General features: G+C 65.3%; 17 protein-coding genes. 5 read left to right on the top strand and 12 right to left on the bottom strand.

What is annotated here, in order from left to right:
• The first annotated feature begins 7 nt into the window (after window positions 1–7).
• Window positions 8–976, top strand: a complete 969-nt coding sequence (speB, locus tag HWX76_RS10765) for an agmatinase (protein ID WP_050011891.1) — start codon at window positions 8–10, stop codon at window positions 974–976.
• Window positions 977–1055: 79 nt separating this feature from the next.
• Here the strand turns inward: speB and HWX76_RS10760 are convergent, their stop codons facing one another.
• The 6 genes from HWX76_RS10760 to HWX76_RS10735 form a co-directional block, all read right to left on the bottom strand.
• Window positions 1056–2036, bottom strand: coding sequence for a sulfonate ABC transporter substrate-binding protein (locus HWX76_RS10760; RefSeq protein WP_050011890.1), 981 nt, complete (start codon window positions 2034–2036; stop codon window positions 1056–1058).
• A gap of 277 nt (window positions 2037–2313) precedes the next feature.
• Complete coding sequence (locus tag HWX76_RS10755) at window positions 2314–2538, bottom strand: hypothetical protein (RefSeq protein WP_050011889.1); 225 nt, start codon at window positions 2536–2538, stop codon at window positions 2314–2316.
• A gap of 279 nt (window positions 2539–2817) precedes the next feature.
• The gene (locus HWX76_RS10750) at window positions 2818–3021 is read right to left on the bottom strand and encodes a cold-shock protein (RefSeq protein WP_006485974.1); all 204 of its coding nucleotides are present in this window, start codon (window positions 3019–3021) and stop codon (window positions 2818–2820) included.
• A gap of 381 nt (window positions 3022–3402) precedes the next feature.
• Window positions 3403–4242 carry a MerR family transcriptional regulator gene (locus HWX76_RS10745; RefSeq protein WP_050011888.1) on the bottom strand — a complete coding sequence of 280 codons (840 nt, stop codon included), beginning with the start codon at window positions 4240–4242 and terminating at the stop codon, window positions 3403–3405.
• A 9-nt stretch (window positions 4243–4251) separates the two neighbouring features.
• Window positions 4252–4812, bottom strand: a complete 561-nt coding sequence (locus HWX76_RS10740) for a GNAT family N-acetyltransferase (RefSeq protein WP_050011887.1) — start codon at window positions 4810–4812, stop codon at window positions 4252–4254.
• Between the two features lie 79 nt (window positions 4813–4891).
• On the bottom strand, window positions 4892–5764 hold the full coding sequence (locus HWX76_RS10735; protein ID WP_050012097.1) for a LysR family transcriptional regulator: 873 nt from the start codon (window positions 5762–5764) through the stop codon (window positions 4892–4894).
• 131 nt (window positions 5765–5895) lie between these two features.
• Here HWX76_RS10735 and HWX76_RS10730 point away from each other — a divergent pair, with 131 nt between their 5' ends.
• The gene (locus tag HWX76_RS10730) at window positions 5896–6894 is read left to right on the top strand and encodes a quinone oxidoreductase (RefSeq protein WP_050011886.1); all 999 of its coding nucleotides are present in this window, start codon (window positions 5896–5898) and stop codon (window positions 6892–6894) included.
• 40 nt (window positions 6895–6934) lie between these two features.
• On the opposite strand, the gene HWX76_RS10725 is transcribed toward HWX76_RS10730, so the two are convergent.
• Window positions 6935–8449 (bottom strand): MDR family MFS transporter, encoded by a 1515-nt coding sequence (locus HWX76_RS10725; protein WP_089489762.1) that lies wholly within the window; start codon window positions 8447–8449, stop codon window positions 6935–6937.
• Between the two features lie 231 nt (window positions 8450–8680).
• Here HWX76_RS10725 and HWX76_RS10720 point away from each other — a divergent pair, with 231 nt between their 5' ends.
• Window positions 8681–10240, top strand: coding sequence for a methyl-accepting chemotaxis protein (locus tag HWX76_RS10720; RefSeq protein ID WP_089489478.1), 1560 nt, complete (start codon window positions 8681–8683; stop codon window positions 10238–10240).
• Window positions 10241–10400: 160 nt separating this feature from the next.
• Here HWX76_RS10720 and HWX76_RS10715 read toward each other — a convergent pair whose 3' ends face one another.
• From HWX76_RS10715 to HWX76_RS10700, 4 genes are all read right to left on the bottom strand, one after another.
• Window positions 10401–10772 (bottom strand): hypothetical protein, encoded by a 372-nt coding sequence (locus HWX76_RS10715; protein ID WP_239468978.1) that lies wholly within the window; start codon window positions 10770–10772, stop codon window positions 10401–10403.
• A 26-nt stretch (window positions 10773–10798) separates the two neighbouring features.
• Window positions 10799–12013 (bottom strand): DUF6402 family protein, encoded by a 1215-nt coding sequence (locus tag HWX76_RS10710; protein ID WP_176015789.1) that lies wholly within the window; start codon window positions 12011–12013, stop codon window positions 10799–10801.
• Window positions 12014–12209: 196 nt separating this feature from the next.
• Entirely contained in the window at window positions 12210–13883 is a 1674-nt protein-coding gene (locus HWX76_RS10705) for an ATP-binding domain-containing protein (protein ID WP_050011884.1), read from the bottom strand.
• Window positions 13884–14006: 123 nt separating this feature from the next.
• Entirely contained in the window at window positions 14007–14861 is an 855-nt protein-coding gene (locus tag HWX76_RS10700) for a helix-turn-helix domain-containing protein (protein ID WP_050011883.1), read from the bottom strand.
• Between the two features lie 487 nt (window positions 14862–15348).
• Here HWX76_RS10700 and HWX76_RS10695 point away from each other — a divergent pair, with 487 nt between their 5' ends.
• Window positions 15349–15558 (top strand): hypothetical protein, encoded by a 210-nt coding sequence (locus HWX76_RS10695; RefSeq protein WP_027780901.1) that lies wholly within the window; start codon window positions 15349–15351, stop codon window positions 15556–15558.
• A gap of 182 nt (window positions 15559–15740) precedes the next feature.
• A complete protein-coding gene (locus tag HWX76_RS10690) occupies window positions 15741–16016 on the top strand; it encodes a hypothetical protein (RefSeq protein WP_050011882.1) in 276 nt (91 codons plus the stop codon).
• 118 nt (window positions 16017–16134) lie between these two features.
• On the opposite strand, the gene HWX76_RS10685 is transcribed toward HWX76_RS10690, so the two are convergent.
• On the bottom strand, window positions 16135–16782 hold the full coding sequence (locus HWX76_RS10685; protein WP_050011881.1) for a hypothetical protein: 648 nt from the start codon (window positions 16780–16782) through the stop codon (window positions 16135–16137).
• Between the last annotated feature and the right edge of the window lie 104 nt (window positions 16783–16886).

Genomic DNA, 16886 nt, shown 5'->3' with positions numbered 1-16886 from the left:
TCCGACCATGACCGAACTTTTCCACGGCGACGGCGCGATCCGTCGCACGACGCCGTACGGCTCGTCGATCGAAAACACCTACGCGGGCGTGCTGTCGTTCATGCGCCGCAACTACTCGCGCGCGCTCGACGGCGTCGACGTCGCGATCTCCGGCGTGCCGCTCGACCTCGCGACGACCTATCGCTCCGGTGCGCGGCTCGGGCCGGCCGCGATCCGCGCGGCGAGCGTGCAGCTCGCGGAGCTCAATCCGTATCCGTGGGGCTTCGATCCGTTCGACGATCTCGCGGCCGTCGACTACGGCGACTGCTGGTTCGATGCGCACAACCCGCTGTCGATCAAGCCGGCGATCGTCGAGCATGCGCGCACGATCCTGAGCTCGGGCGCGAAGATGCTGACGCTCGGCGGCGACCACTACATCACGTATCCGCTGCTGGTCGCGCACGCGGAGCGCTACGGCAAGCCGCTGTCGCTGATCCATTTCGACGCGCACTGCGATACGTGGGCCGACGACGATCCGGACAGCCTCAATCACGGGACGATGTTCTACAAGGCGGTAAAGGAAGGACTGATCGATCCCGCGACGTCGGTGCAGGTCGGCATCCGTACGTGGAACGACGACTTTCTCGGGATCGAGCGGCTCGATGCCGCGTGGGTGCATGACCATGGTCCGCGAGCGGCGGTCGAGCGGATCGTCGAGATCGTCGGCGCGCGGCCTGCGTATCTGACGTTCGATATCGATTGCCTCGATCCGGCGTTCGCGCCGGGGACGGGGACGCCGGTCGCGGGCGGATTGTCGTCCGCACAGGCGCTGGCGATCGTGCGCTCGCTCGGCGCGGTGAATCTGGTCGGAGCGGATGTGGTGGAGGTCGCGCCCGCGTACGATCACGCGGACATCACGGCGATCGCGGCTGCGCATGTGGCGTGCGATCTGCTGTGTTTGTGGCGGCAGAAGAAGGTGGCGGGGGCGCTGCGTTGAGCGCGTGCCGCTCTGGACACGAAAGCGGCCGGTGGGGCATCGCGCCCGGCCGGCCTGCTGATGGATGGGGCCGCGAGCGTTACTTCGCCGCCAGCGCACTCGCCACGGTTTTGTCGACCCATGCGTTGTCGGCCACGCTCAGCTTCTGCGGAATGAGCTTCGCCGCGTAGAACGCATCGGCGACACCCTGCTGCGCGGCGACGATGCGCTCATCGATCGGCACCGCACCGAACGGCACCCGCTTGATCCATGTTTCGACGAGTGCCTCGGGCAACCCGACCTTCGGTGCAAGCAGCGCGGCCGTGTCGGCCGGATGCCCGTTGACCCACTGGCCGGTTTCGCGCGCCTGTTTCAGGATCGCGCCGACCACGTCGGGATGCTGTTGCGCGAAACGCCGCGTCGCCTCGTAGAAATTGTTGGTCGCCGCGAGCCCCGCGTAATCGGACAGCGTGCGCACCTTCAGCGCGTTCTGCGCGGCCGCGTAGTACGGATCCCACACGGCCCACGCATCGACATTGCCGCTTTCGAACGCGGCGCGCGCGTCGGCCGGCGCGAGATACACGGGATGGATTTCGTCATAGCGCACGCCGGCTTTCTTCAGCGCCTCGAGCAGCAGGTAGTTCGCACTCGAGCCTTTCTGCAGCGCGACCTTCTTGCCGCGCAGGCCGGCCACCGTCCGGATCGGCGAATCGCTCTTCACGAATACCGCTTCGTTGTGCGGCGCCGGCGGTTCCGCGCCGACATAGACGAACTGCACGCCGGCCGCCTGCGCGAACACGGGTGGCGGCGCGCCGGTGTAGCCGAAGTCGATGCTGTTCGCGTTCAGTGCTTCGAGCAGTTGCGGGCCGGCCGGGAATTCGAACCATTGAACGTCATAGCCGAGCGGCTTGAGTCGCGCTTCGAGCGCGCCCTGCGCCTTGACGATCGACAGCAGGCCGGCCTTTTGATAACCGATGCGCACGATTTTGTCGGTGCCGCCTTGCGCGAATGCCGACGCGGCGGACAGCGCAACGAGCGAGACGGCGGCGGCGCGGGTGATCCAGCGGGTGAAACGAATCATCGAACGAACTCCATGCGAGGCATCTTCGGGGAGCGGCGGGCGCCGCTCGGTTGGAAGAATCGTCGCATGGGCGATCGCGCCCGCAAACGAAGCATTGCCGATATGGATATGACGGCGGCCGCCCTATGCTTTGGCGTCGTGGCCTGCCGGATCGGACGACTCCGTCGTGCCGGAATGCGGCGAAACAGGTGAACGGGCGTGTCATGCAAAAAGCCGGTGGGCACGTTGCCCGCCGGCTTTTTATGACCGTCTGCTGATATCGACAGTAGCGTGGCCTTTAACCGCGCGTATCGACCCAGTTGCGTGCCCAGCGTGCCGAATGCGCGATCGCCTGCGCTTCGCTCGCGAAGTAGTCGAGCGAATAGAACTGGTAGCGGCCTTCGTCGCGCGTGCTATCGGCGCGTTCGAGCAGCAGGTTGGATGAAAAGCTCCCGTCGGGCAGGCGATGCGCCGAGGGTTGGACGGCATAGCCGTTGTACTGTTGAATTCGTTGGTTGTGCATTTTAATTTTAATGATGATCGAGTGCGCGCGTGCCGTGCGAAATGCGCACGGGTATGCCGATTCAACGCCATTGCGAGCGGAATCTGACGCAGTCGGAAAGCGAAAAATAAGGCGTTGCGGCCGGAGGGGGGATGAAGTGCAACGAGACGTGTGGCGCCTGGCAAGCTGCTCACTGAACAAAGGCAGCTCAAGCCGATCGTGCCAACTTTAGGAGACGAAGCTCCGTGGGGATGTCGCTGCGACCCGGCGTCCGTCGACGGACGCCGGGCCCTTCAAACTTTACAGCGGCTTGATGTTGGCCGCTTGCAGACCCTTCGGGCCCTGCTTCGTTTCGAAGCTCACTTTTTGGTTTTCAGCCAGCGTCTTGAAGCCGTCGGCACGAATTTCCGAGAAGTGAGCGAACAGGTCGTCGCCGCCGTTGTCCGGCGTGATGAAACCAAAGCCTTTGCTGTCGTTGAACCACTTGACGATACCGGTATCCATGAAGATTCCTTGAGAAAAAAATAGAGATTTGCTCTGTTGAAGAGCGCGTGAAGCGTCAAGGAGGGAGAGGACAACGAATACCGCTGGGGAGGAGCGAGCAATTGATGAACAGCAATCGGACTTCTTGGACTTCGATGCGTACACTAACCGCCGGGCGGGCTTGCGTCAACCGATAACTTGTAACTGTGTCGCGGCACGCGGGGTTACCGTGCGGGGAGCGATGCGACGCCGTCCGGCTGGAATGCGCGCCGAGCGGCGCGCCTGGCCATTCGCCGACCCATGCGGACCGCGGTTGCGACCGGCAATGGCCGTCGGCGCTGCCGCGAACCGACTACGCACGCGTCGCGGCGACAAGCCGACGCCTGCATGACGGCCGCGCGGCTATCCGTTGTCGCCGTCGCCTTGCGTATCGCTCGTACCGGACTGCCGCGCCGCTTCGTCGCTGAGCTTCTTGTCGAGGATCGTCGCGACCCGGCCGCCGAGATACGCGCCGGCCGCGGTTTCGAGCGCGCGGTTCGTCTCGCCTTCGACGAACACGGCCGCGAGCGGGCGCAGCCGCCAGATCGCGTCGACCAGTTCGGGCACGTCGGTGGCCGGCGGCAGCGTGCCGGCGTCGTAGCGGTCGAGCCGCTTCACGACGAGATCGACGAGCAGCCGCGCGATCGCGTCGAAATGCGGCCGCGCGAGGCTGATCACGTCGAGCAGCTCGCGCGGCGGAATCCCTTCCTTCGTCATCGCGGCGGCCGCCTCGAGCAGCGCGGGGCTTTTCGCGACGAACGACAGGCCGCGCCGTTCGAGCAGCCCGAGCTCGGTCACGCGCGACAGTTGCGTGGTCGCTTGCGGGCCGAACATCTGAGCGAGTTGCGCGAGCGAATAGGTTTTCGGCAGCTCGTGCGACCAGCGGCCGCCGATCGCGTTTTCGAGGCCGAGGATCGAGCGCAGGTCGTGGCCTTCGTCGATCGCCTTGATCAAGTCCTGGATGTTCGACAGCGTGTAACCGCGCGCGAGCAGATGGTTGATCAGCTTCAGGCGCGCGACGTGCGTGTCGTCGTAGATGCCGACGCGTCCGCGTTTCTCCGGCGGCGCGAGCAGCCCGCGATCCTGGTACGCGCGGACGTTGCGCACGGTGGTGTCGGACACGCGCGCGAGTTCGTCGACCGTGTACTCGTTGCGGGAATCCGGCGCGGCCTCGTCGGGCGTGGAATGAGTCTGTTTTGACATGCGGTGATTTTAGCGCGCCGCGGCAGGCTCGGGCGAGGCGGGGCGCGTGTTCGCGCCGTCGCCGAGCGGGCGCTGCATCAGCGCCGTGTCGATCCAGCGGCCGTGCTTGAAACCGACCGCTTTCAGCAGGCCGGCCGGTTCGAAGCCGAACGCGCGATGCAGCGACGTCGAGCCGCCGGTGCCGCCGTCGGCGATCACCGCGATCATCTGCCGCCACGGGCCGCTTTCGCAGCGCGCGATCAGCGCCTCGAGCAGCGCGCGGCCGATGCCGCGCCCGCGCTGCGTGTCGTCGATGTAGATCGAATCCTCGATCGTGAAGCGGTACGCGCTGCGCGTGCGGTACGGCGTCGCGTACGCGTAGCCTGCCACGCGGCCGTCGCATTCGGCGACGAGATACGGCAGCCCGTGGTTCAGCACCGCGTCGCGGCGTGCGCGCAGTTCGGCGGCGTCGGGCGGCGTTTCCTCGAACGACGCGACGCTGTGGTGAACGTGGTGCGCATAGATCGCGTGGATCGCGTCGAGGTCGGCGTCGGTCGCGTCGCGCACGACGCAGGCGGTGGCGGTGGACATGGCGGCAGGGCCTGAAGTCAAAACGCTACTATGCCGGCCGTCGACGCGCGTGGCAAAGCCCGTTTGCGGTTTCGGCGGCTTACAGCCGTCCGTCCGCCGCATGAACCGCATCGGCGATCGCGTCGGCGACGCGCTGCACGCGCGGCGACCGGCGTACGTCCGGGTGAACGACGAGCCAGATCTCGCGCTCGATGTCGCAGCGCGGCGCGTTCGCGAGTTCGACGAGCGGCGCGCCGGCGTGCGCGGCCGGATCGTCGACGAGAAACCGCGGCAGCAGCGCGACACCGGCCCCGGCTGCGCAGGCGCGATGCTGCGCGGCGAGGTCGTTGGCGATGAACGCAAAGCGACGGCCGGCCGCGAAGCGTTCGAGCCATTGCTGCTGCGGCGTTTGCGCGAGCGCATCGTCGTAGCCGATGAACGGCCAGCTGTCGGGCGTCGCGTTCGCCCATTCCGGCGTCGCGCACAGCGCGAAGCGCATCGTGCCGAGCCGGCGCGCGGTGAGCCCCGGCTCGCTCGGCCGCGACAGCCGCACCGCGAGATCGGCTTCGCGTGCATACAGGTTCGCCGCGTGCATCTCGCCCATCAGGTCGATCCGCAGCGCCGGCCATGCGCGCTGCGCACGGGCCAGGCGCGGCGCGAGGAAATGGCTGGCGAACACCGGCGACGCCGATACGCGCACGATGCCGTCGAGCGCGGCCGCGCCCTGTGCCGCACGCGCGAACGCATGCGCGTCGGCTTCGAGGCGCGCGGCGTGCTCGGCGAGGTGCAGTCCTTCGTCGGTCGGCGGCCAGCCGCGCGGCAGACGGTCGAACAACCGGATCCCGAGCGCCGACTCGAGCGCGTCGATGCGCCGCGCGACCGTCGAGTGCTGGACCTGCAGCGCCCGCGCCGCGGCCGACAGGCTGCCGCCGCGCATCACCGCAAGGAAGTAGCGGATGTCGTCCCAACTCATCGGCAGCGCGGGCGTCGCGGCAGAATCGTAATCGGTCGAATTTTGCACAGTAAGTGGGCGTTCAACGTGAATTCCGTTCGATTATGCACGATGGGATGATTGTGTCACTTCATTCGATAGCGAGGAACGTCATGATCCAAACAGCCAACGCCATCCGGATCGGGATCGACCGTTACGGCGACGCCGGCGTGCTGCGCCGCGTCGATGCGCCCGTCGCGCCGCCCGGCGCCGGCGAAGTGCGGATTCGCCAGACCGCGATCGGCGTGAACTTCGTCGACATCTATTTCAGGACGGGTGCGCACGCGTTGCCCGCGCTGCCGGACGCGCTCGGCGTCGAGGCGGCCGGCGTGATCGACGCGGTCGGGCCGGGCGTGACGGCGCTCGTGCCCGGTCAGCGCGTCGCGTATGCCGGCATGCCGACCGGCAGCTATGCGAGCCTGCGCACGATGCCGGCCGAGCGCGTGCTGCCGATTCCCGGCGGGCTGAGCGACGAAGCCGCCGCGGCCGGGCTGCTGAAGGGGATCACCGTCTACATGCTGCTGCATCGCGTCCGGCGGGTCGGCGCCGGCGATACGGTGCTCGTGCATGCGGCGGCCGGCGGCGTCGGGCTGCTGGCGACGCAGTGGGCGCGTGCGCTCGGCGCGCGCGTGATCGGTACCGTCGGATCGGCCGCGAAAGCCGCGCTCGTGCGCATGCACGGCGCCGAAGCGGTGGTCGATTATCGCGAGGAGGATTTCGTCGCGGCCGCGCGTGCGTTCGGCGGCGGTGCGGGCGTCGACTACGCGATCGACGGAATCGGCGGCGACGTGCTGACCCGCACGCTCGGGGCGGTGCGGCCGTTCGGGATGGTCGCGAGCATCGGGCAGGTGGCGGCGATCGGCGCGCGGCAGACGTTCGATCTCGACGAACTCGGGCCGGCCCGTTCGATCGCGCTGGCGCGGCCGAGCGTGCTCGGTTTCATCGCGCGCGACGTCGGCGCGTATCGGGACGCCGCGCGTGCGACGCTCGACCGGCTGGCGGGCGGGATGCACGTCGAGATCGGCGCGCGGCTGCCGCTCGAACAGGCGGCCGATGCGCACCGGTTGCTGGAGTCGCGCGCGACGACGGGCGGGGTCGTGCTGCTGGCGTGACGGCGGGTGCGGATGGAGCGCGTCGCGCTCCGCCGGCCGCTCAGTGATGCTTGCGCAGCGGCGCATCCTCGACGAACCATGCGAACACGAACGCGATCGCGATGATCGCCGCAGCCACCAGATACACGACGTGCAGCGAACCGGCGAACGCGTGCAGGTACGCGTCGCGCACGGCATCCGGCAACTGGCGCACGGCGGCCGGGCCGAGCGCGGGCGGCAGCTCGGTGCCGGCCGGCAGCGCGTGCATCATGCGCGACTGCAGCCCGTGCGAGAACAGCGCACCGAACCCGGCGACGCCGAGCGAGCCGCCGATCGACCGGAACAGCGTCGCGCCCGACGTCGCCACGCCCATATGCCGGAATTCGACGGTGTTCTGCACGGCGAGCGTCAGCACGGGCATCACCATTCCGAGCCCGATCCCGAGCAGCGCCATGTACGCGTACATCGTATGCAGCGGCGTATCGAGCGTCAGCGTCGACAGCAACGCCATCGCGATGCCGCCGGTCAGCGTCCCCGCGATCGGAAACGGCCGGTACGAGCCGAGCCGCGAGATCAGCCGCCCGCTGACGATCGACGTGACGAGCATCCCGCCCATCATCGGCAGCAGCTGCATGCCGGCCTGCGACGGCGTCGAGCCTTTCACGACCTGCAGGTAGAGCGGGATGAACGTCACCGAGCCGAACAGCGCGATGCCGACCACGAAGCCGATCAGGCTGACCAGCACGAAGGTGCGATGACGGAACAGCTCGAGCGGCATGATCGGTTCGGCCGCGATGCGTTCCTCATAAATGAAGCCGCCAATCGCGACGAGGCCGAGCACGAGCGTCATCCACAGCTGCGGCGACGTCCACGGCAGCAGCGAGCCGCCTTCGCTCGTGAACAGGATCACGCAGGTGAGGGCGGTCGCGAGGAACGCGGCGCCCATATAGTCGATCCGGTGCTTCACGTGCGCGGTGTGCGGCCGGAACGCGGTGCCGATCACCGCGAGCGCGAGCAGGCCGAGCGGCAGGTTGATCGTGAAGATCCAGCGCCATGAAAGATGCTCGACCAGGAAGCCGCCGAGCAGCGGGCCGACAATCGTCGCGAGGCCGTAGACGCCGCCGAACATCCCCTGGTAGCGCGCCCGGCGATCGGGCGGAACCAGATCGCCGATCGCGGCCATCGTGACGACCATCAGGCCGCCGCCGCCGAGCCCCTGCAGCGCGCGCAGCACGATCAGCTGCGTCATGTCCTGCGCGACGCCGCACAGCGCGGAGCCGGCGAGGAACAGCACGATCGCGGCCTGCAGCACGATCTTGCGGCCGTACAGGTCGCCGAGCTTGCCGTACAGCGGCAGCACGACGGTGGACGACAGCAGGTATGCGGTGACGACCCAGGACAACTGGTCGAGCCCGCCGAGTTCGCCGACGATCGTCGGCAGTGCGGTCGACACGATCGTCTGGTCGAGCGCGGACAGCAGCATGACGAGCAGCAGTGCGGCGACGATCAGCCCGGTCGGCGCGTCGCGGCGGGCCGCGTCGGCGGCCGGCCGGGTGAGGAAAGTGTCCGTTGTCATCGAGATATCTGCCATGGCAGGGAATTGGATCGAAATATAGCCATGGATGATTGACTAGTCAATTTCTGCCCAGCCTCGATATGTTGCAGTCGTAACAGGAGGTTGCCCGCCCGAAAAATTGACCACGGTCAGCGTCGATGCAGGGACGGACTCAAGTTTTTTGCAGGCAAACCGTAATACAGAGGGCCGCGGACCGATTGCCGCGGCATTTTTCATCGCTCACGTGCCGTCATGAACCTGAACGCCCTGTTTTCCCGTTTCTCGATCCGTACGCGGATTTTCTCCACGCTCGGCCTCGTCGCCGCGCTGCTCGTCGTGTCGGGGCTGATCGGCCTCGCGGGCATGCAGAGCTCGAACCGCGCCCTCGACGAGGCTTACACGCGGCAACTGGCCGCGAAGACCGCGCTGTCCGCGGCGAGCCTGAACCTGACGATCGTGCGCACCACGCTCGACCGCGCGCTGCTGCATCCGGAAGCGGCGGAGGTGCCCGAGCTCGTCAAGAAGGCCGAGGGTTATTTGTCGAAGGCCGACACGGCGTGGCGCAACTACGCGGCGATGCCGCACGGCGACGACGAAGGCCCGCTCGCGAGTCGCCTCGATGCCGCGCGCCAGGCGCTGATCGGACAGGCGCTGAAGCCGATGATCGATGCGATTCGCGAAGGGCGGCGCGACGAAGCCGACCGGTTGCTGATGACGGTCGCGCCGCCGCTGTCGGTCGCGCTCACGCAGGCGACCGACGCGCTCGATGCGTACCAGGCCGCGCGCGGCAAGGACGTGTACGACACCGCGCAAACCTATTACGGCTGGATGCGCATGGGCGCGATCGCGGGCATCGCATTTGGGCTTGCCGCGTGCCTCGGTTGCGCGATCGGCCTGCATTTCGCGATCACGCAACCGGTGAATCGCCTGCTGTCGCATTTCCGCCGGCTGTCGGACGGCGATCTCACGTCGGAAGTGCACTGGTCGTCGCGCGACGAGATGGCCGAACTGGTCAACGGCGTGACCGGCATGCAGCGCAGCCTCGCGGATACGGTGCGTCAGGTGAGCCAGGGTTCCGAAGCGATCTCGACGGCGACGCACCAGATCGCGGCCGGCAACACCGACCTGTCGCAGCGCACCGAGGAGCAGGCGTCGGCGCTGCAGGAGACGGCCGCGAGCATGGAGCAGCTGACGGCCACCGTGAAGCAGAACGCGGACCACGCGCTCGAGGCGCAGGCCTGCGCGGACAGCGCGAGCGAGATCGCGACGCGCGGCGCGACGGTCGTCGGCGAGGTGATCGGCACGATGAACGAGATCGACCGCAGTTCGCAGAAGGTCGCCGACATCATTGGCACGATCGAAGGCATCGCGTTCCAGACCAACATCCTCGCGCTGAATGCGGCGGTCGAGGCCGCGCGCGCGGGAGAGCAGGGGCGCGGCTTCGCGGTGGTCGCGGGCGAGGTGCGCACGCTGGCACAACGTTCGGCGTCCGCGGCGAAGGAAATCCGCACGCTGATCGGCGAATCGGTCGAGCGTGTCGCGACCGGCTCGCGGCTCGTCGGTACGGCCGGCGCGACGATGCAGGACATTCAGCAGGCGATCGGGCGCGTGACGGGCATCATGACGGAGATCGCGGCCGCATCGAGCGAGCAGCGCGACGGGATCGAGCAGGTGAACCGCGCGGTGTCGCAGATGGATCAGGTGTCGCAGCAGAACGCGGCGCTCGTCGAGCAGGCGGCCGCGGCGGCCGCATCGCTCGAGGAGCAGGCGGATGGGCTGCGTCGCGCGGTGGGGGCGTTTCGGGTGGCTTGAGCGTGACGAGGTGAATTGCCGCGGACCTGTGGGCTGATGCGACCTGTTTCGCGGGTTGGTCGATGCTCTCGTCGGTGATCCGAGCGCGCAGTCTGTCTAGAAACAAAGCCCCGCTAGCGGGGCTTTGTTTCTTATAAATCAAAAACTTAGGTTGTAACCCTTAAAACAAAGGCAATCTGGCGCGAAGCCAATCCCACTTGGAGGGAGGGATCATCAGATGTTTTTTTATATTCGATTCATCGGTCAAGTCGATATAGCGAACCAGGTTGCCCTCGTAGCGCAGGGGCGGGTGAGAGCTATCTCCGTGATACCAGTTGACGGAGAAATATCGTCTCGCAAGAAGCTCGCCATTTTCACTAAACACGCTTAGTTCGATGTTGTCGTCGGTCGCGTCCTGATCATTCCCGCCAGTGCCACACAGCTTGAATCGATACCAAACGCCATTCATGTTTTTTTTGCCGCCATCCAATGTATCCGCGCGATCATAGAAATCGCATCGTCCGTAGGCGGGGCGACTGAAATGAATGATCAAACCTGCGCATATGTAAATGGCAATGGTTAGGCCAATGTATCTGATGGCTCTATTCGGCATATTTCACCAAGATTAAGGTCGATCGGATTATTCAGCTTAAAATAGACTGGCTTTGAATATATCATGAAGTCTCGGCCTCTGTGATGCCTCTCTCTCCAGCGACTGTAATCTGCGTTGTAGATCGGAAAGTAAACGTCGGGCCTTTTGAATTTTCCGAACATGCTTCTTCGGGTGTCGACTGGCTTGATATTTTTTGACCAAATATCAATGTCGAATTCTCGCCTTGGCGATCCTGATCCGGTGAGAAGCGACCCTGTCGCAATGATCACTCCATGTTTGTTCCAGTGGCCTAAATATTGTTTTTCGTTGAATGAGTAGTTGTCTTTCACGTAAACATAGATGTGCGTAATTTTCCCCGTGGCGCTTAGGCAATAAAAGGTGCTTGATTTTTCATATTTGAAGTATTTTTCACTGGAAATTTCGATGTTTCCAATGGACGCATAAATATTAAAATTGGCCAATGCCCCTGTGAGATCCGTCGGGGAAAGGTTTTTCGGGGTGTCAAAATTACCTATTTTAGATAGTTGAAATTGCCAATTGTTGTGAAATTTTTGAAAATTTCCTATAAACGACGAGGTGTTGAAATTGAATGTCGAATTTCTGTCAAAAAATAGCTCTTTGACAAAGGACTTCGTGATGTCTGTTGCTGTGCGTATGGAGCGATCGCTGTAAATATCGCTCTCAAGAAGTTTCTCGTATTTTTCCCTGACATTTCCGAATTTCAACACCCAATCAAGGGTAACGTCATCGTTATTCATCGGCTGGACCGACGTTGGATCGTCATTGTAGGTATGCGCCGCGCCCGCAAACCAGATTCGCGCAAGCCTGGCTGAAACCTTCCAGCCGAGATTGTCCATCGCAATCGGCACGTCCTGGAGATCGAAAGGCGGCGGGTTTTCGCAAACTTCCGACTCCGCCTGCGTCGGCGGTTCTTTGGTTCTTGCCTGATCGGTTTGCGGCGGCGGTCGAGGTGGCGCAGGAGGCTTCGGGGCATTCGAAGGCCCGGAAATCGCTTTCGGAGGCGGTGGCGGCGGCTTTTCGCCCGGTGCAAGCCGGTCGATCGATACGCTCCTTTGCGTATCAAGCGGAACGCACCCTTGGGAACCCTTGTATTCCCTCAACTCCGATCCGAACAATCCCTTTGTCGGTTTGTAGTACGGCAGTTTTTTCACGTCGGCCATGGGCTATTCCGTTTGCAACGAATGGCCTGGCATCGTAAAAGCCGGCTGCAAACGGACAAACCGTCAGGATGGCCTTAACAGGTCGAAACGAGCGTGGACAAGGGTCCGGAGCATCGAGAAATGTGCCCGATTGTGTCAACGGCCCCGATATCGAAGAGTGTCCCCGAAGCGGACAGGCGTTCGCCCGCCCGCCGCGTCAACCCGCGGCGTCCGCGAGTTGCGCGGCCGCGCGCGACGACGCGACGATCAGCAGCTTCATCGTCGCGCGCGTCGCGCCGACGAACAGCTTGCGCGCGGCACGCGCGTCGAGCGTGTCGAAGTCGACTTCGGTGAGGATCACGCACGGCGCCGACTGGCCCTTGAAGCGGTAGATCGAATCGAGCAGCACGTCGCCTTCGCGATACTCAGGGTTGCCGAACAGGTCGTACTTGCCGGTGAAGCGCTTGATCCGGTGTGGGCCGAGCTGGTCGAGCGGCGCGAGCACCGAGCCTTCGCGGCCGCGGTACGACAGCACCGCGATGTCCTGCTTGCGGAAGCCGAGTGACAGCGCCTGCGTGATCGCGCGCTTGGTCGCGTCGATGCAGGCTTGCGCCAATGCGTCGCCCGACGCGCCGTCTTCTCCGTATGCCGACACCGACGGATCGGAGCCGTCGAACGGGCTGCCCGAGCGCAGTTCGGCCGCGAGCGGCTCGACGCGGCCGACGACGTCGCGCACGAAGTCGAGCAGGTCGCGCGGGCTGCGGTAATTCGTGAGCGCCTTCAGCGTGACCCAGCCGGGCAGCGCGACGGGTTCGCGCATGTACAGGTTCTGCAGCGGATCTTCCAGCCACCACCATGCGGCGTTCGGCGCGAGCAGGCGCTCCAGCGCGGCCGCCCACGGCGCATGGAAATCCTGCCCTTCGTCGACGATCAGCACGTCGAAGCGCCAGCGTTCGGGAATCGGCGCTTGCGCGAAGCGCGCCTCGAGCCGTTCGAATTCGCCGGGTACCTGGAAGTCGGGCGTATAGCCGCTGTCGCGCGCGACCCAGTCGCACAGCTGGTGGTAGTTCGCGATCTTCGCGCCGGGCGGCGCGATGCGCGCGATGTAGTCGGCGAGCGGCCGGTTGAAGCAGACGTAGAGCACGCGCTGGCCGCCCGCGACGGCGTCGCGCATCACCTGCACCGCGAGCTGTGTCTTGCCCGACCCGGCGGTGCCCGTGATGCGCAGCCGGAACGGCGTGAAGTCGAGCTGGCGTGCCCATGCGGCGAGCCCGCCCGACAACCGGGTGACGAGCGTGCCGGCCTGCCCGACGAGCGCGCTCGTGTCGGGCGTGAGCGCGAGCTCGTCCGCGAGGAAATGGTGGAGCTTCGGCGCGTTCGGAAAGGGTTCGTCGTTCTCGGGCAGGATCTGCAGGATCACCTGCGCCAGCTGCGCCTTGCGCGACGCATCGACGATGCGGTCGGGCGCGACGCCCGCGATCGACGCGTCGCGGATCGCGTAGTCGGGGCAGTACAGCAGCGCCTCGACGCCGTAGACGCCCGCGCCGAGCGCGGCCGTCAGGCGCCGATGCAGCGTTTCCTGCGTGCGCGCGAGCTGGATCGGGACATTGCGCTCCTTCTGCAGGTAGACCTTCACGAGCCCTTTCGGGGTTTCGCGCAGGAAGCCGGCCTTCTGTTCGATCAGCAGCACGCGGCCGGCCGGGCTCACGACGACGAACGCGGCTTCGCCGAACACCGAGAACGCCTGGTCGGCGCGCGTCCAGTGGACGCCGTGATACACGGTGTAGCCGTCGGGCAGCGCGTGTTCGAGCGCGGCGAGCGTTTCGCGCTCGCGTTCGGCCGCGCCGGTCGCGGCGAGGCTTTTCCAGTCGTCGGGGATGAGGCGGGCCATGGAGTCGTGCGCCGGATGCCGGCGTGGGCGTGAACGGGTGCGGCTATTGTACTGAGGAACCCGTTCATGCCCGCGGCGCCGCGCGTGCGTTGGCCCTTCGACGGGCGGCCGGCCCGGCGGACGTCAGCCGCGCGCGAGCCGCTTCGCGAGATCGGCGCTGAGGATCGCCATGCGCGCGGGTTTTTCGTAGCACACCACGTCGAACGCGCGGATCACTTCGCTGATGTCGGCTTCGCTCGCGCGGCCGGTGAGCAGGTCGCCCGTCAGCACGAAAATCGGCGCGCCCGGGTTGTCGGACGTGCGCACGGCCTTGATCGCGGTGGCGGCCGTGCCGTCGTCGAACAGCCATTCGGTCAGGACCGCGTCGAAGGCCTGGCCCTGCAGCGCGTCGACGAACGCCGCGAGGCCGTCGAACGCGGCCGTCGCGAAACTTTGCCGTTCGAGATAGCGGCACAGCTCGGTCGCGCTGACGCGATCGGGATCGATCACCGCGACGACGAGCTTGTCGCTCTCCGCGCGGCGGGGGTAGATCTCGATCTTGTGCACGTCGTACGCGTTCTGGTACAGCACGCCGGTATGGCGCAGCACGCGCCAGCGGCCATTCTGTTCGTACGCGACGAACTCGGGGCGCGCGCCGGCTTCGAGCGGTGCGCCGATCCAGGCGGTGCACGGAATTTCTGCGACGCCCGCATACAGGACGGCTTCCTGCGAATAGGCGCCGACCATGCCGGGGTCGAGCGTTTGCGCGCCGAACAGCTGGGCGGCGGGCTCGCCGTACGCTTCGGCGACTTTCTTGATCTGCGCGAGCGTCCAGGGGCTGCTGCCGCGCAGTTTGCGGTGGCCTTGCGAGAAACTCAGATCGAGGATGCGGCACAGCTCGGTGGTCTGCTGGCGCTTGCCGATGCCGTTGCGGGTCATCAGCTCGCGCACGCGCTCGGCAACCGCGAGGGAATCCGTGGTGATTGCTTCAGTGGTCATGCTACGGGAACGGATCGTGACGTTCAGAACGACGCCTTGCGGCAGTCTCGGCGGACAGTCTTCATGACGTCCAATGGCGAGCCGACCGGCCACGCACGGAAAAGATAACTTTACCGCAAAATGGTCGCCATTCAGTGTGGTGAAAGGTGCGTTTGTGTGAAAGGTGTGTCATGAAGTTACGTTCGGCCTGCCGCGGCGCGTGCGCGAAAAGGTGCGTTCGGCAGCTCCGCGTCGGGATTTCTACGGCCGGGAGGCGATTCCGCACGAGGCGGCAGGTAATCGCCGCGCCATGCACCAACGCGGGGCGCGTCCTCGCCCGGACCGAGGTATTCGCCCCATTTTTGAAGGATATCGCGCGACGGCCGCTGACGCCTTTGCAGGACGAGCGATTGACTGTTTCCTCTAGTGAAACCAACGTGGATACACTTTTGGGCGCCAGCGCAACTGCGTGCTACGATTTTTGCCGTCTCAAAAAAGTGTTGAACCGATGCAGAAGAAATTCTTGATGCGCGGATACGAAATGAACTGCGAGCCGCGCGTGACGGAGGCCGGCAAATACGCCGCGCAGGTCGAGGTCACGAAGGTGGGTTTCAGCCGTGAGGCTGCGTTCCGTAAGCTGGGTGAGTTCGAGACCGAAGCCGAAGCGGTCGCGTACGCGAGACAATTCTCCGAAGAGTGGCTGAGTCGCTATGCGTAGCGCGGCGCGTGCGCATGCCCGTGCCCGTGCCCGTGCAAAGACGGCATCGGGTTGACCGGTGCGACGCCCCGAACGGCCGTCATTCCTGCCTGAATATTGCGAATGCGTTCGGAAATTTGTAGATTGACGACTCCTGTTGTGAGGTATCGATCGTCCGAAGGCAACGCAATTGGAGACTGCGAATGTCCACTTTGTGCATGCAGACCGTCGTTCACGGCAAAACTGTCCAGATCGTGCTGTCGCCCGAGCGGCGTACCGCCAGGATCGACATCGTCGATGACGAAACCGGCAGCTATCCGCCCCGCACGATGAGCATCGAGCGGTACGTCAATGCCGGCATGGCCGCCGACGAAATCGCGCGGCATGTTCTCGAGGTCGTCGCGATGTCGATCGAGCAGCTTGCGAGGCTGCAGCCGTTCGACCGCACGGCAGGCACCCAAGCGCGCTATTCGCACTGACGGCGCTTGCATGGCGGCGGCGCCCGTGGAGATCGAGACGCCCGCCTCAATGGCCGTGTGGTTGATCCAGCGCTGCCATGTCGCCGTGGCGCCGATACGGATGGATTGCGCGTTCGCGCTACGCCGGCATATACATGAACGGCTCGCCGTCCTCCCGCTCGACGGACAGCAGCCGCTGGAGCTGATCCAGCGCGAACAGCCGTTTTCCATCCGCCGCGGCTTCGGCGATCGCCGCGTCGACCAGCTTGCGCGCCCGCGCAAGGATCACGGAGCGCTGACGCGCGATCTCGAGCACCATCCGTTGTTCGACGTTCTGCCGATTCGATTGCTTGTCGCTCAGGTGGCGCCAGCGATCGCGAAGCTCGGCCCAGGTGATGCGCTGAAATTCCGGAATCGTGCTCGGCAGCGTGCCTGCCTCGGCCGGCTCGGGCTGCCCGCGCAACGCGCAGCGCAGCGACGCGCGCGCACGCCATTCGTCCGAAAACGGCGCATACACGTCGCGCGTGCGCCCGATCGGGTTGGCACGCTCGATCTCCTTGTCGAGCAGGTAGCCGAGCCGCCGGAGCGCGGACCCATGCGCGAGCATGTCCGGATCGAGCACGCGGATGCGGCGCGATGCGTCCGCGACGTGGGCTTTCAACTCCCACAGCGTCAGGCGAAGGTGCTGCACTTCGAGGATCAGGCGCTGTACGTCCGCGTAGGTGCACTTCGTCCACCATTCGGTAAGGTCGTTCAGCTTCGGGGGATCGAATGGGGGGAGGATCATTTTTACTGCGATGATACTGTATGGATATACAGTTTATCTCGCGGCGGTCCGGGGTCGTCAAGCCGAAAAAACAGGGCCGGTCGATCGCGCCGGATCGGCCGCTG

Origin of the sequence: Burkholderia sp. BCC0398 (assembly GCF_902833245.1) — a bacterium.
GTDB classification, from domain to species: domain Bacteria; phylum Pseudomonadota; class Gammaproteobacteria; order Burkholderiales; family Burkholderiaceae; genus Burkholderia; species Burkholderia sola.
The sequence above is the reverse complement of the archived record's forward strand: the minus strand, read 5'-3'. Positions and strand labels throughout refer to the sequence as shown.